This window comes from Paraburkholderia azotifigens, assembly GCF_007995085.1.
GTDB lineage: Bacteria > Pseudomonadota > Gammaproteobacteria > Burkholderiales > Burkholderiaceae > Paraburkholderia > Paraburkholderia azotifigens.
In genome coordinates, this window is sequence record NZ_VOQS01000003.1 from 932,546 (window position 1) to 947,421 (window position 14,876).

The following is a 14,876-nucleotide window of genomic DNA, read 5'->3' on the forward strand; positions in this document are numbered from 1 at the left end:
TACACGGCAGACTCCAGCAGACTGCAGCAGAACCGGAAAGCAGCGAGCGTCCATGGTAGCGCCGTCGCGCGAATCGCGCTGACCGCCCGGCTCGCGCAACGCCACAGAAGGCCAGCGAAAGAAAGTCGCTTTACTGCAAGCCAATGTCGTATTCTTGCTGTGCCAGCCGCACCGTGGCCCGCTACATTCGACGAGACGAAGCCCGCAACACGTCGCTATCCGGGTGCCGCGCACGACGAACCACATCGAGTACGAATGAAACAGGCACACGATCAGGCGACCTCGCCGTGCGGCGCATTCTCCCTGCACGACACGCAACCGCTCGCCGATTTCGTCGAGAGCGGTCCATCGCTCGCTGCATCCGTTGCACCCGTATCCGCGCCGCCTCCCTTCAGCAGCCTGCGCGCGACCGCGATCCTGCTGCTCGGCTACGCGGTTCTCATCACAGGCAACGGCCTGCTCGGCACGCTGATCTCGCTGCGGCTCATCCAGCAGCAGGCGCCGTCGATCGTCGTCGGCTTCGTGCAGTCCTCGTACTACGTCGGCTTCATGCTCGGCGCGCTGTATGGCGGCTCGCTGATCGGACGCGTCGGGCATCATCGCGCGTTCGTCACGTTCGCGGCGGCGTCGGCGTGCTGCGCGCTCGGCTACGCGGTGTGGGATGCACCCGCGATCTGGGCTTCGCTGCGCTTCATCACGGGCTTTTGCCTCGTGGGCATCTTCACGGTGGTCGAAAGCTGGCTGCATCAGGTGGCGAGCAACGCGCAACGCGGACGCGTCTTTTCGGCCTATCTGATCACCAACTATCTCGGCGTCGGCATCGGACAGTTTCTGATCGGCCTCGCGGACCCGGCCGGCTTCGAGTTATTCAGCGCCGTTGCCGCCCTGTTCACCGCGTCGCTGATTCCCGTTGCGCTCGCGGGCACGGCGCCCGGTTCCGTTCCCGCGCCCGACACGCATGCGAGCGCCTCGGGCCGCTCGCGTCTTGCGCGCGGGCTGTCGGGCTTGCAGACCATCTATCGCTGGGCACCGCTCGGCGTCGTCGCCTGCCTCGCGGCGGGCTTGCTGAACAGCGCGTTCTACACGATGCAGCCGGTCTTCATGCGGCGCGTCGGCTATTCGGTGCCGGACGTGTCGCACTTCATGGGCTTCGCGCTGCTCGCGGCGCTCGTGCCGCAATGGCCCGTCGCGCGGCTCGCCGATCTGTTCGACCGGCGCAAGGTGCTGCTATGCCTCGCGGCGCTCGCCGGGTCGCTGAGCGTGTTGCTGTTCCTGTCGCGCGATGGCGTGCTGATCGAAGCACTCGGCTATCTGTACGTCGCCGTCGCCTTTTCGATGTATGGCGTCGTCACGTCCTACGTGAACGACTGCATTCCCGCCGACGAGCGCATCGCCGTCAGCGCCGGTCTGCTGCTGATCTTTTCGCTGGGCGCAAGCGGCGGCCCGACGCTCGCATCCGCGATGATGGCCTTCGCGGGGCCGGCCGGCCTCTACCTGTTCACGGCGGCCGTGATGGGCGCGCTGATCGTGCTGACGCTGCGCAGCCTGCGCGTGTCGCCGTCCGCACGCCGGGTCGCGGACGCTCGCTGACTTCCCGTCAGGGCCACTCGCACGCCTGGTCCGCCAGCGCGAGCAGATCCGTCACATGGCGGCCGAGGCCCGGATCGTAGAGCACCGCGTCGCGCGAAAACGCCGGCATCGACGGCCGTTCTCCGCGCGCGTCGGACACCGCCTGCGCCAGCACGCGGCGCAAGCTGTCGACATCGTTCGGCGCGAACACGAGTTTCGCTTCCGGCGCGATCACGTCATGACAGCCGATGTTCGACGACAGAATCACGGGCGTGCCGCACATCACCGATTCCACACCCACGAGCCCGAACGGTTCGTAGCTCGACGCGAGGATCGTATAGTCCGCCGCGCGGTAGCCTTCTTCGATCGTGTTCACATAGCCGATGTAGCGCAGCCGCTTCGACGTGCGCTCAGGCGGACGACCCGCCACCGCCACCACGACGGGCAGATCGAGATCGCGCAGGGCCGCTTCGATCAGCGGCAAGCCCTTGCGTTCGTGACTGCTCGACGGAAACAGCAAGACGATTTCGTCGTCGGCAAAGCCAAAACGTTTGCGCAACGCGCGGCGCTCGTCGCTGGCGACGGGAGAAAAGCGGCCGTTGTCGACGGGCGGATACAGCACGCGGATCTTCGCATCGTCGACGCCGTACAGATGCCGCAGTTCATCGCGCATCTGCGGCGAATGCGCGACGACGAAGCGCGCGCGCCGGTACTGACGGCGCTCCAGCGCAATCTGCCGGCGGTCGAAGAACGAGGGGCGCCGCCCCGTCGCGCTGAGAAAACCCAGATGCGTGCCGCCGCAAATCGCGATCTCCGACGCTTCGACTCGATTGCAGCCGATCAGTACGTCCACTTTCGCGTCGCGCCGCATCGCGCTGAGGCGCCGCGAAAACCATTCGTCGCGCCATTTGCCCGGCAGAAACGAAACGTTGATCAGATGCGGTTCGACGAGCCGGCTTTCCGGCAACTTGGGATCGAATGCGCGGCCGAACACGGCCAGCTTGATCCCGGCGGCGACGAGTCCCCGCGTCACCTCGATCGCATAGCGTTCGAGGCCGCCGCTGTACTTCAGTGCATTGCACGACAATCCGATTTTCATGCTTCTTTTCGAGCTTCACCAAACGGCACTGGCAAGTCATCGCGCTTCCGATGTCAGGACACATCGCGCGTTCTTTAGGCCTGCTCCGCCAATTGCCTGAATACAGTGACAACGCGTCGACACGTCAACGCCTGACGCCAGAACTTTTCCTTGAGCCGCGCACCAGGAATCCATTGCCGCGGCAGCACGACGCGCACGGTGCCCCACGCAGGCCGCCAGCGCTCGGCAACTGCGCGCCGCCTGAACAGGCTGATGGTGGGAATCGACAGATTCGAGGCCAGATGGCCGATGCCCGAGTCGTTGCCGATGAACCAGCCCGATTCATACAGCCAGCACGCAAGCGCATGCAGATCGTCGAATGCCGGCGCAGCAACGCCTTGTTCTTCGAGGCCGATCCAGCGCCCACGCTCATTGGGCGCGATCACGAAGCACACTTCATAGCCGAGTGCCTGCAGGCGCTTTGCCAGCGCGATGAAGCGCTCGCGCGACCAGCGCTTGTCGTCCGTGCTCGCCTCGGGATGAACGACGACGCGATGCCGGTGCCGCCGATGCTTCAGCGTCGCGGGCGCGGCAATGCCGTTGTCCGTCGTGCTCGCGGCAACGCCGAAATGCGTGCGGGTGAACTGCGCAAAGCGCTCCGCCATGCAGCCTGTCCAGTCGCCGTATTCGACGTCGTGCAGATCGATCACATGCGGATGCGCCTGCGCCAGCCGCGCAAACGGCTGATGCCTGTGCATCTGCAAGACGGCATCGAACGATTCGAGCAGCGCGGCGCAATCGTCCTCGTGCGGCAGCGGATGAATCTCGACATGCGGAAACCAGTGCCGCAGCGCGTGAACGTGCGTGCCGAACACGCATACGCCGACACCGCTCGCACGCAGGTTCCGCACGATCACCATCGAGATCAGCGTATCGCCGAGCGCATTCGACATCATGAACGCGACGCGCCTGATCGACACGATGCGCACACTGGCTGGCAGCTTTGCGTCCACGTCAGGCGGCCTCGCGTCGAAGCTGCTCGAATGCGCGCAGCACCTGGTTCACCGACAGCGCGTATTTCCAGCAGCGCTCCTTGAGACGGCCCGTCGGAAGCCACGCGCCGCCGACGAGCACCTTGCCCGCGCCCCAGCCCGGCCGCCACGTCCGCGCGATGCCCTTGCGCATGAACAGCGACAGCGTCGGCACCTGCAGGCACGACGCTAGATGACCGATACCCGAATCGTTGCCGATGAACCAGCCGCATTCGACGAGCCATGCGGCCACGTTGTCGAGCGAGCCGAGACGCGGCAAGCCGATGCCGTGCTGCTGAACGTGCTCCCAATCGGCCCGCTCGTCGTCGGTCACGATGAAATGCGGTTCGAAGCCCTTTGATTTCAACCGGAGCGCAAGACGCAGAAAACGCGGCGCGAGCCAGCGTTTGTCAGCCGTGCTCGCTGTCGGATGAATGGCGACACGCCGCGCATGCTTGCGATGCGTCAGCCCCGCCGGCACCGCCAGACCGTTGCCCGTCTCCGCGCGCGGCAGACGCAGCGACTCGCGGCAATAGTGCGCGAGACGCGTCGCCATGGCTTCGGGCGAACTCGAACGGCACAAATGCTCCAGCACAACTGCGTTCGGATGACGCTGTTCGAGGCGCGGCACAGGGCGATCGGCATGAAGCTGGATGACGGTATCGAATGGACGCAGCAGCGCGTCGGCATCGTCGCCGCTCAAGGCAGGCCGAATATCCATGCCGGGAAACCATGCGCGCAGCGCGTCCATGTGTCCGCTGAACACGGTGACACGCTTGCCGCTCGCTTGCAGATTGCGCGCGACGGTCATCAGCAGCAGCGAGTCGCCCAACGCGGGCGACGACGTCACCGCTACGTTCAAGACCGGCTCGTTAGCGTGCTGCATGGTTGTTGCTCTCGAAGAATGACGTGGATCTGACGCCCGGATGACATCCGCGCCGCAACGTCGCGGGCCATGTTCCGCGCAACGTCAATGCGATGGCAGCGCGATTATAGGTTTGGGTCTGTCACGTGAGATGGATGAAAACTTTCCAACCATTACCTGGCAAGCAACGCATATTCAGAGGCCTTATCCGCACACGTAAAGGCGCTTTGGAACATGCAGTTGCCCTGCACGACAAAGAATCCGAAAGCTTCGCCCGGTGCATGAGAGCCTCGCGCGCGCTCACCCCGTGCGCTTTGCGTCGCCGTTGTAATAGCGCAGATCCGCTTCCGACAACAGGCGCTTCATGTGCGGTCCGTGTGTTCGCAAGCTCGCCGCCTGCAGCCATTCCTTCTTGCCGCGCAAGCGGTCGAACGCATCGGGGCCGGGTGCGTCGGCTGCGCTCGGCCAGTGATGGCATACAAGGCTTAGCGGCTCGCACACATCCCTGAACTGCGGGTGCACGGGTTCGCGTTCGTGCATGCCGAGTACCGCGCGGCGGCCAAAGCGGCGAACCACCGCTTCGTACAGCAGCTTTTCGAGGATGTCGCCATCGCCGGCACGCAGCGACTTGATCAGATCGAGCATCGCGGGCGTGCTCTTCGCGATGAAGAACTGGGTCGACAGCGACTTGCGGTCGCGGATGCCATAACGCGATCCGACGCGTCTCAGCAGCAGTGCGAGACGGGCGCGCACGCGCCGCCGTATATCGTGTGAGCGGGTCCATTCGGGCACGCGATCGGTGCTCCACGACGACGCGGCAATCAGCGCATGCGGATCGCTCTCGAGTCGTTCCAGATAACGCAGGATCACGTTCTGGTCGAAGATCCAGGTATCGGCTTCGAGATGAACGATGTAATCCGCGTTGAGCTTCGTGACGGCCGCCTCCATCGACGCAACGAGCAGATCGAGCGCGCCGCGTGTCAACGGCCTGGGCTCGCGCATGACCAGAATGTCTTCGATGTAGCGCGTATAGGTCGAGTCCGCACATGCATGCACGACCGGCCACTTGCGCGGCCAGTTCAGTTTGACGATCTCCATCGAGATTCGCGCGCAGTCCGTGCGATTGAACGAAGTCAGGCAGACGACCACTTGCATGGCGAATTGACGTCTTTGAGAAGCGTCACATACTGCATCAAATTTGCGTGTCGAAACGAGCGTGCATCCGGCGCGTGCCTTACACAATATTTCCCGGCTTCATGCATGCTCATTGATAGTCGCTAAAGCGCGAAACGGGCAGTTCGTCGGCAGGCGCAGATGAATAGCCGGGCACATCGGCCTTGAACTGGTCGAGCAGACCGCGATCGGTGCGCGACAGGCCCTTCAGCTGAAGCTGCATCATCACGCGCGTGCCCGTGCTCGGCGTCGTGCTGCCCGTGGCGTTTGTGTACTTTTCGAAGGCCAGCGCGAGCGACCAGCACTGCGCGTCGTATTGCAGACCGAGAAGCCCCGCGATCAGACGATGCGTGCTCATGTCGTAATTGATGCGCGCAACGCTCGCCACGTTCTTCGCCAGCGGCCATTGACCCGACACGATGATCTGGTTTACCGGTTGATAATCGAGTGTCGTGTTGGCGCGCGTGTAACGATAGGCGACGTTGAACACATGCGCCGTCGCGGGCGACCACGCAAGACCGATCGAGCCCTGCGTCAGGTAGTTGTTCGCCTGACTGTATTGCAGCGCGTTCTCGATGTTCGTTCCCGCGCCGACCTTCACTGAACTGCCGACTATCAGACTCGTGCGCGCGACATTTGCCGTGCTTTCCGTGTCATAGAGCGTCACACGCGGCTGACGAAAATCGTAACGCTGCGCAATGACGAAGCGCGCGCGCTCGTCGCCCGTTGCCGCGTCGATGAAGCGCGAAGTCAAAGCGGCCGTCACGCGGTTCGCATCGGACACCCGGTCGTTGCCGACAAACGCATTGTCGCGAAACAGTTCTCCCAGGCCGAAGTCCGCTTCCGTCGTATCGAACAGCGGCACATAGGTCTGGTTTCGATACGGCGTGTAGACGTAGAAGAGACGCGGCTCCAGCGTCTGGATGTAAGACCCTCCGAAGAGACGGACCGCGCGTTCGAACGTCATGCCCGAATCCAGCGTGAGCGTCGGGATGTTGACGTTCACATTGCGCGGCTGGCCTGCGGGCGCGTCGGATGCAATCGACGACAGATCGTAAGACGCGAAATGCCATTTGATGGTCGGCGTAAAGAACCAGCCGGGCCGCACGATCGGATAGCTGACGAAAGGATTGAACACGAACCGCGTGCCTTGCGTCGCATCGTCCGTCGACAGCGTGAAGCGCGTTGCGTCGGCTTCGAATCCGTAGTCGAAGCCGCCGGCGTCGTAACGGTTGTAGCGGACATTGACCTGCGGTTCGCGGTTGTAAGTCGTATCGCTGGAAAACGACTGCCAGTGCTGCTCGCGTGCGAGCACCGACCACGGTCCGCTGTTGTATCTGACGCCCGCTTCCTGCTGATAGAGCGTGGTGGAACTCGTCGGGAAAGCGCTGCCCGAACCGAGATCGGTCGACACGTTCGCGTCCGACACGCGGTTGTAGTTGACGTACGCACTGAAACCGGAGCCGATGTTCCAGACGTGATCGAGGTCGATCGAATACCGGCGCTCGTGCGTGATCATGTCGTTCGGCAGCCACGCGATGGAAAGCGAACCCGCCGATGCACCCGTCAGATAGCGATAGTCGGCGCTCAGCATTTCGCCGCGCTTCGACATGTAACGCGGCGCTATCGTCAGGTCGTAGTTCGGCGCGATGTTGAAATAGTAGGGAACGGTAATGTCCACACCGTTCTTCGAACTCATCGACCATGTCGGCGACAGCAGGCCGCTGCGGCGCGCGCCGTCGAGCGGAAACGACAGCCACGGGCTCGCGAGCAATGGAACGCCCTGAAAGAACAGCACGCCATCATGCGCGACGCCTTCGTCCGCGCCGCTGTCCATCGTGAACTGCGACGCGCGGATGTACCACGCGGGGTTCGTCTCGCACGCGCAGGTGCTGTAGGTTCCGTCTTCGATCTTCGAGCGCTCGTTATCGAGCAGATCCGCGCGCGCGCCGCTTCCCCAGCCGCTGTTCAGATAGAAGTGGTATTTCGGCTGCGCGATGAAACCTTCGTTTGCATCGACACGCAGCCGTCCGTATGGCCCATCGAACACGTCGCCTTTCGACACGATCCTGACGCGGCCATACGCATCGGCCGTATCGCGGTCGAAGTCGTAATGCAGCGCGTCGCCTTTCACGACGAATCCATAGCGGCGCAGCTCGGCGGCGCCCTGCAGCGATACGTCGGTGTCGACCGTGCCCGTGACGGTATCGCCCAGGGCAATCGTCGCGGGCTTCGCATCCGGCCGATTCGGCGTTTCGACGATTTGCGGCGCGAGCCGCAAGCTCCATGCATCGGACAGACGTTCGGCGCTGGCCGAGTCGCCCGCAAGTTGCGCGTAAGCGGGCATGGGCGCCAGCAGGCAGAACACCAATGCGGCAATGGGCCTGATCGCGAGGCCCTGGACTTCTTGGCGGAATATCAAAGCGAAATCGTGGCGTCTGATTGACGGGCGGACGCGAGCCCGAGTGAAGAGGCGTCCAGAGCGTCTTACTGCAACGTCACTGCGTCGCTTCTGACGGGTGCAACGGCGGCGCCCGCCGATGCGGCCACGCCGCTCAACGCTTCGATCAGCGGCGGGATCTGTTCGAGCGGCAACGAAAACGACAGCCCCATGTTGCCCGCGAGCCTGAAGCGAAGGACGGCGACCTCCGTGCCGTTGAGCCGCCCGATCTCCCAGCCGTAGCTCTGATACGCGAAAGCCATGTGATCGTTCTTGTTGATCACGCGGTCCGAGTGTTCGATCGCATTCGGCAGCGCGACCAGCAGATGATCGAGCACGGAACGATGGATGGCCGTCGTCGGCTGATTGCCGTGCAGCAGCAGATAGAGGCCGTCTTCCGACAGTTGAAGGTCGGTGATCGAATCGACGACGTGCGTTGTGTTCTCAGACATGCAGCACCTCGACCGCGCTCGCATGCGCGTCGGTTCCGACGCGACGTTGCGCACGTGTGTCCTCGACCCACGGCTCATACGAAGAGGCCCGTGCCATCCAGGCAGAGAAAAGCGGTGTGGAACTGGCGCGCAACACAGCAACCAGTACGACGGGATCGATATGTTCGAGCATGGCGAAGAGGCGAAGGTTGGTGGAGACGGCACGATACCGCCACCTCCCCTTCAACGCGTTACCGCGGCCCTACCGATTCTTAGCGGCAACTTTCCCCGCCTGCACGGCACCGCCGCTGCAGCGCGCGCCCGTGCGGGGCGTTGCGTCATTCCTTTCACGAAGCAACAAATATTCAGAAAGTTTGGCGTAACCCCGTGCAAGGGGTCTCGTTCCTATACTCGCGGCTTTCCACGGTCGGTCGCGTCCGGGTTGCCCTTGCGCGCATCGAAACCTGTCGCTACTCAAGCGGGTTCTCAACAAGATCTTCGATGAAACAACGAGCATCAACTATCTGTCTCGCCAGTGCGATCACGGTCTGTGCAACGACCCTGACACCTTCGCTCGCGCATGCCGACGACTCCGTCATCGTCAAGGACATCCGGCTCGAAGGCCTGAAGCGCATCGAGGCGGGCACGCTGCTCGCCAATCTGCCCATCAAGCGCGGTGAAGTCTTCACCGACGACAAGGCGTCGCAGGCCGTGCGCGCGATCTACGACACGGGGCTCTTCAACGACGTCAACGTCTCGCTGGATGGCGACGTCGTCGTGGTTCGCGTGGTCGAGCGCCCCGCGATTGCGGACATCGATTTCGCGGGCATTCACGAGTTCGAAAAAGACAATCTGACGAAGGCGCTGCGTGCCGTCGGTCTGTCGCGCGGCCGTCCTTTCGACAAGGCCCTGATCGACAAGGCCGAACAGGAGTTGAAGCGGCAGTATCTGACGCGTGGCTACTATGCCGCGGAAGTGCAGACCACGACCACGCCGATCGACAGCGGACGCGTGTCGGTGCTGTTCTCCGTCATCGAAGGCCCGAACGCGAAGATCCGCCAGATCAATTTCATCGGCAATCACGTGTTTTCGCAAAGCACCTTGCGCGACGAGATGGAATTGTCAACGCCGAACTGGTTCTCCTGGTACACGAAGAACGATCTCTACGCGAAAGAGAAGCTGAGCGCCGATCTCGACAGGCTGCGCTCGTACTATCTGAATCGCGGTTATCTGGAGTTCAGGATCGACTCGACGCAGGTCTCGCTGACGCCCGACAAGAAGGAGATGTATCTGACGCTCAATCTGCATGAAGGCGAGCCTTACACGATCACGGGCATCCGGCTCGCGGGCAATCTGCTCAATCGCGAAGCCGAGCTGAAGCCGCTCGTCACCATCAAGCCCGGCGACAGCTTCTCTGAAGAGCGGCTCAAGGCGACGACGAAGGCCGTCGTCGACCGGCTCGGCGAGTACGGTTACGCGTTCGCGACCGTCAATGCCGTGCCGCAGATCGATCCCGACAAGCATACGGTCGACCTCACGCTGCAGGTCGATCCCGGCAAGCGCGTGTATGTGCGGCGGGTGAACGTGGAAGGCAATACGCGTACGCGCGACGAAGTGATTCGCCGCGAAATGCGCCAGCTCGAAAGCTCGTGGTTCGATTCGAACCGGCTCACGCTGTCGAAGGATCGCGTGAGCCGTCTTGGCTATTTCACCGATGTCGACGTGACGACGGTGCCCGTGCCGGGCTCCGACGATCAGGTGGATGTCGACGTCAAGGTTTCTGAAAAGCCGACGGGCGCGATCACGCTCGGCGCGGGTTTCTCGTCGACGGACAAGGTGGTGCTGTCGGCGGGCGTGTCGCAGGACAACGTGTTCGGCTCGGGCACGAGCCTCGCTGTCAATGTGAATACAGCGAAGACATATCGCACGCTTTCGGTGACGCAGACCGATCCGTACTTTACCGTCGACGGCATCAGGCGCATTTCGGATGTCTATTACCGCACGAGTTATCCGCTTTACTACAGCAATGACGAGAGCTTTCGCATCGTCTCGCTTGGCGCGGACCTGAAGTTCGGCATTCCGTTTTCGGAGATCGATACCGTCTACTTCGGGCTCGGCATCGAGCAGGATCGCTTCAACACGGATTCATCGACGCCGCAGGCGTATCTCGACTACGTGAAGGAATTCGGCCGCGTAGTCAACAACGTGCCTGTTACGGCGGCCTGGTCGCGCGATGCGCGCGACAGCGTGCTCGTGCCGAGCCGCGGCTACATGCTGCAGGCGAACGGCGAAGTCGGCACGCCGGCGGGTGAAACCGAGTACTACAAAGCCGATATCCAGAGCCAGTACTACTACTCGTTCGCGCGCGGCTTCATTCTTGGCCTCAATTTACAGGCCGGCTACGGCAACGGCTTCGCGGGCAAGGCGTATCCGATCTTCAAGAACTACTATGCGGGCGGTATCGGCTCGGTGCGCGGCTATGAATCGAGTTCGCTGGGTCCGCGCGATTCGTCGACGGGCGACTCCATCGGCGGCTCGAAGATGGTGGTCGCCAATGTCGAAATGACTTTCCCGTTGCCGGGCAGCGGCTGGGACCGTACGCTGCGCGTCTTTACCTTCCTCGATGCGGGCAACGTCTGGGGCAACGAAGGCAACAGCACGGGCGCGAACGGTTTGAGATACAGCTATGGCGCAGGCCTCGAATGGATTTCGCCGATCGGCCCGCTGAAGCTCTCGCTTGGCTTTCCGCTCATCCGGCATGAGAACGACAAGTATCAGGTGTTTCAGTTTCAGATCGGCACATCGTTTTGAAGCACGTGCAGATGTGAAAAAGCCCGCTTTTGAGCGGGCTTTTCTGTTTTCAGCAACACGATGTGTATCTCTCCCGATCCGCCTTCTACTCGCTACAGCGCAAGCCGCGCCGCGCTTTCGAAGCGCATCCGCTCCTCCGCCACCACAGGGCCTGCCAGCTCGAGCAGGCGTGCATGTTCATCACCGCGCACGGGCTCACCCGACACCCCATGCCGCGGCAACGCCTCATCAGGCGCGAACATATAGCCCTCGCCGCGCAGCGTCTTGATGTACTGCCGTCCCGTCGGCGACAGTTTCAGCGCGGCGCGCAGCCTGAACACGACAACGTCCAGCCCGCGTTCTGTCACGCTGCAATGGCGGCGCAGCATGTTGAGAATGCGCACGCGCGACAGGACTTTCATCGGGTGCGATGCGAGCACCACGAGCAGCGCGAACTCGGTGCTGCGCAGCGGCACTTCCACGCCGCCGCGGGTGAGCACGCGGTCGGCGACGTCGACTTCGAAGTCGTCGAACGAGATCGGCTCGCGCTCGACATGCAGCGGCGCATGCGACGGCGGCCCCGCGCGCAATGCATTGCGAACCCGCGCGATCAGTTCGCGTGGATCGTGCGGATCGACGACATAATCGTTCGCGCCGAGTTCGAACGCGAGCACCTTGTCGACGACATCGTCGGAGCGGCTGACGATGATCACGGGCAGATCGTAGCCCAGCGAGCGCACGCGCCGCAGCGCGGCCAGTCCGTCCACCTCGGGCAAGCTATGGCGCATGACGATCAGCGAAGGCACTTCCACTTCGAGACGCCGCTCGAGCGACTCCGTGTTGTACAGGACGGACATCTCGATCTTGTGCTGCTGCACATGCGAGCGCAGCACGTCGCGGCTTTCCTGATTGGGCTCGACGACGAGCAGATGGATGGTCATGGTGTACTCCGTCCTTCTCCCATTTGAACGGTGCCCATGATAGAGAGCAACTGTGGAGGCAAGACGGTGAAAAATAAGGAGAATGTGTGGAGATTGCTGAACGGTCGGCCGCCCTTGCGCCGCTCGCGTCACAATAGCGGCGTGACAGCAAATCGACAGCTAAATCGACAGCAACCAGTTGGCGAGCGCCGCCCGCCGTCGCCGCGTCATACTGGTCGACAGGGAAAAACAGGGTGTGAAGCATGAAAGATGGCGGCCGCGGGGATTCGCCATGAGAGTCGGCATCACGTCGAAGCTCTTCGTCGCGATTTCGGCGGCCTGCATTCTCGTGGCCGTCACGATGGGTCTCGCCGTTCGCTGGAGCTTCGAACACGGCTTCATCGGCTATCTGCAGCGCCAGTCGCAATCGCATTCCAGCCGCTTGAAGCAGGAACTCGAAGCCGCCTGGGCACAACACCGCAGCTGGGATTTCGCCAAGAGCGAAGCGACGGCCGTGGCCGCCGTTCCCGAACTCGCCGACGCTGGCATGCCGCCCGGCCCGCCCGATATGAACGCGCCCCACGATGGGCCGCCGCCCGACGGCGCCCAGGGCAACGGCGCGCAGCCGGGACCGCCGCCGGGCGATCCGGGCGCGCCGCCCGACATGCGCGGCATGCAGGGGACGGGTATGGACCCGGGTCCGGGCCCGCAGGGCAACCGTCATCCGCCGTTCAGGGTCTACGACGCGAACCTGCAGAGCGTGCTGCAGAAAGGCCCGCCGCCGCCGCCCGATACGCCTCGCGAACCGCTGACCGTCGAGGGCAAGGTGATCGGCTGGCTGGTCGTCGCCGGGCCGGAAGTGCTGTTTCATTCCGCCGACCGTCAATTTCAGGCGCAGCAGGTTCGCACGACGTGGATCATCGTCGGGTTCGCCGCGTTGCTGGCCGCGTGTGTCGCCGTCGTGCTCGCGCGCGTGCTGCTCGCGCCCGTGCGGCGCCTCGTGCTCGCGACGCATCGGCTGGCGAGCGGCGACTATTCGATTCGCGTGCCCGATTCCGGCAGCGACGAACTGCACGATCTCGCCGCCGACTTCAACCGTCTCGCGATTTCGCTCGGCAATGCGGAACGCTCACGGCGCAATTTCATCGCGGATATTTCGCACGAACTGCGCACGCCGCTCGCCGTGCTGCGCGGCGAACTCGAAGCGATCGAAGACGGCGTGCGCAAGCCCGACCGCACGACGCTCGCGTCGCTGCAGGCGGAAGTCGCGCTGCTGAGCCAGTTGATCGACGACCTGTACGAGCTGTCGCTAGCCGACATCGGCGCGCTGTCTTTCGAGAAAGTGCGGCTCGATGTGGCACCCGTCGTCGAGGCCGCCGCCGAATCGTTCCGCGACCGGCTCGCCGACAAGAAGATCGCGCTGGAAACGGACATCGGCGAAGCGGGCGTCATCATGCTCGGCGACCCTTACCGTTTGACGCAACTGATGAAGAACCTGCTCGAGAACGCGTTGCGCTATACGGATGAAGGCGGCAAGGTGCGCGTCGCCGTCGCCCGGCACGAGCGCGAAATCCGCATCGACGTGCAGGATTCGCACCCTGCCGTGCCCGAGCCTTTGCTGCCGCATCTGTTCGACAGGCTGTTTCGCGTCGACGCGTCGCGCAGCCGCCAGAGCGGCGGCGCCGGCCTCGGGCTCGCGCTGTGCAGACATATCGTGAGCCAGCATGGCGGCACGATCGACGCATTGCGCTCGCCGCTCGGAGGATTGTGGATCGCCGTGCGGTTCGCTACGTTTGAAGCCAAAGATGACTGACCATTCACTTGCCCATTCATTTAGCCGGTCACCCGCTTCGGTGCTGATCGTCGAAGACGAGCCGAAGCTGTCCGCGCTGCTCACCGACTATCTGCGCGCCGAAAACTTCGACACGCACGTGATCGAGGACGGCCGCGACGTGATCGCCTCCGTGCGCGCCAATCCGCCTTCGCTGATCCTGCTCGATCTGATGTTGCCGGGGCGCGGCGGACTCGAAATCTGCCGCGAATTGCGCACGTTTTCGGATGTGCCCGTGATCATCCTGACGGCGCGCGTCGACGAAATCGACCGGTTGCTCGGGCTCGAACTCGGCGCCGACGACTACGTATGCAAGCCGTTCAGTCCACGCGAGGTCGTGGCGCGTGTAAAAGCGATTCTGCGCCGCATCGATTCGCTCTCGGGCGCGGCGCGCGCCGGTGCGGAGCCCGTTACGAGCGGCCTCGCGATCGATCTCGACCGGCATGTCGCGTCGCTCGACGGCAAGGATCTCAATCTCACACCGATCGAAATCCGCCTGCTCGCGCTGTTGCATTCGACGCCTGGCCGCATCTATTCGCGCGACCACCTGCTGCGGCAACTGTACGACGATCACCGCGTGGTCGCGGACCGCACTGTCGATTCGCATGTGAAGAATCTGCGGCGCAAGCTGCAAACCGTGCGCCCGGATCACGACATGATCCGCTCGATTTATGGCGTGGGTTACAGGCTGGAGGTCGTGCCGCCGGAAGGCCACGACGACGGCGGCGCCGTATGAAGCCCAGAAGAC

At 63.3% G+C, this 14,876-nt stretch carries 11 protein-coding genes; 4 read left to right on the plus strand and 7 right to left on the minus strand.

The features are described 5' to 3' along the window. The first annotated feature begins 255 nt into the window (after positions 1-255). The gene (locus FRZ40_RS21430; RefSeq protein ID WP_028368498.1) at positions 256-1,590 is read left to right on the plus strand and encodes an MFS transporter; all 1,335 of its coding nucleotides are present in this window, start codon (positions 256-258) and stop codon (positions 1,588-1,590) included. A gap of 7 nt (positions 1,591-1,597) precedes the next feature. On the opposite strand, the gene FRZ40_RS21435 is transcribed toward FRZ40_RS21430, so the two are convergent. The 6 genes from FRZ40_RS21435 to FRZ40_RS21460 form a co-directional block, all read right to left on the minus strand. After that, positions 1,598-2,668, minus strand: coding sequence for a glycosyltransferase family 4 protein (locus FRZ40_RS21435; RefSeq protein ID WP_028368497.1), 1,071 nt, complete (start codon positions 2,666-2,668; stop codon positions 1,598-1,600). Positions 2,669-2,742: 74 nt separating this feature from the next. After that, positions 2,743-3,660, minus strand: coding sequence for a glycosyltransferase family 9 protein (locus FRZ40_RS21440; protein WP_147235506.1), 918 nt, complete (start codon positions 3,658-3,660; stop codon positions 2,743-2,745). A 1-nt stretch (position 3,661) separates the two neighbouring features. After that, entirely contained in the window at positions 3,662-4,540 is an 879-nt protein-coding gene (locus tag FRZ40_RS21445; RefSeq protein ID WP_240057253.1) for a glycosyltransferase family 9 protein, read from the minus strand. A 303-nt stretch (positions 4,541-4,843) separates the two neighbouring features. Further along, positions 4,844-5,698: a hypothetical protein gene (locus tag FRZ40_RS21450; RefSeq protein ID WP_147235508.1), complete on the minus strand. Its 855-nt coding sequence runs from the start codon at positions 5,696-5,698 to the stop codon at positions 4,844-4,846. Positions 5,699-5,807: 109 nt separating this feature from the next. Continuing rightward, positions 5,808-8,063: an LPS-assembly protein LptD gene (locus FRZ40_RS21455; RefSeq protein ID WP_240057349.1), complete on the minus strand. Its 2,256-nt coding sequence runs from the start codon at positions 8,061-8,063 to the stop codon at positions 5,808-5,810. A 140-nt stretch (positions 8,064-8,203) separates the two neighbouring features. Further along, positions 8,204-8,608 carry a hypothetical protein gene (locus FRZ40_RS21460; RefSeq protein WP_028368492.1) on the minus strand — a complete coding sequence of 135 codons (405 nt, stop codon included), beginning with the start codon at positions 8,606-8,608 and terminating at the stop codon, positions 8,204-8,206. A gap of 480 nt (positions 8,609-9,088) precedes the next feature. On the opposite strand from FRZ40_RS21460, the gene bamA reads away from it, so the two are divergent. Further along, on the plus strand, positions 9,089-11,398 hold the full coding sequence (gene bamA / locus FRZ40_RS21470) for an outer membrane protein assembly factor BamA (protein ID WP_147235509.1): 2,310 nt from the start codon (positions 9,089-9,091) through the stop codon (positions 11,396-11,398). 92 nt (positions 11,399-11,490) lie between these two features. Here bamA and FRZ40_RS21475 read toward each other — a convergent pair whose 3' ends face one another. After that, positions 11,491-12,318 (minus strand): response regulator, encoded by an 828-nt coding sequence (locus FRZ40_RS21475; protein WP_147235510.1) that lies wholly within the window; start codon positions 12,316-12,318, stop codon positions 11,491-11,493. A gap of 271 nt (positions 12,319-12,589) precedes the next feature. Here FRZ40_RS21475 and FRZ40_RS21480 point away from each other — a divergent pair, with 271 nt between their 5' ends. Both FRZ40_RS21480 and FRZ40_RS21485 read left to right on the plus strand, forming a co-directional pair. Next, entirely contained in the window at positions 12,590-14,110 is a 1,521-nt protein-coding gene (locus tag FRZ40_RS21480; protein ID WP_147235511.1) for an ATP-binding protein, read from the plus strand. After that, positions 14,103-14,864: a response regulator gene (locus FRZ40_RS21485; protein WP_147235512.1), complete on the plus strand. Its 762-nt coding sequence runs from the start codon at positions 14,103-14,105 to the stop codon at positions 14,862-14,864. The genes FRZ40_RS21480 and FRZ40_RS21485 overlap by 8 nt, the downstream gene beginning before the upstream one ends. Positions 14,865-14,876 lie beyond the last annotated feature (12 nt).

What these genes read in the sequence shown, in the direction of transcription:
- FRZ40_RS21430 (WP_028368498.1), top strand. Translation starts at nt 256, where the DNA reads ATGAAACAGGCACACGATCAGGCGACCTCGCCGTGCGGCGCATTCTCC.
- FRZ40_RS21435 (WP_028368497.1), bottom strand. Translation starts at nt 2,668, where the DNA reads ATGAAAATCGGATTGTCGTGCAATGCACTGAAGTACAGCGGCGGCCTC.
- FRZ40_RS21450 (WP_147235508.1), bottom strand. Translation starts at nt 5,698, where the DNA reads ATGCAAGTGGTCGTCTGCCTGACTTCGTTCAATCGCACGGACTGCGCG.
- FRZ40_RS21455 (WP_240057349.1), bottom strand. Translation starts at nt 8,063, where the DNA reads ATGCCCGCTTACGCGCAACTTGCGGGCGACTCGGCCAGCGCCGAACGT.
- FRZ40_RS21460 (WP_028368492.1), bottom strand. Translation starts at nt 8,608, where the DNA reads ATGTCTGAGAACACAACGCACGTCGTCGATTCGATCACCGACCTTCAA.
- bamA (WP_147235509.1), top strand. Translation starts at nt 9,089, where the DNA reads ATGAAACAACGAGCATCAACTATCTGTCTCGCCAGTGCGATCACGGTC.
- FRZ40_RS21475 (WP_147235510.1), bottom strand. Translation starts at nt 12,318, where the DNA reads ATGACCATCCATCTGCTCGTCGTCGAGCCCAATCAGGAAAGCCGCGAC.
- FRZ40_RS21480 (WP_147235511.1), top strand. Translation starts at nt 12,590, where the DNA reads ATGAGAGTCGGCATCACGTCGAAGCTCTTCGTCGCGATTTCGGCGGCC.
- FRZ40_RS21485 (WP_147235512.1), top strand. Translation starts at nt 14,103, where the DNA reads ATGACTGACCATTCACTTGCCCATTCATTTAGCCGGTCACCCGCTTCG.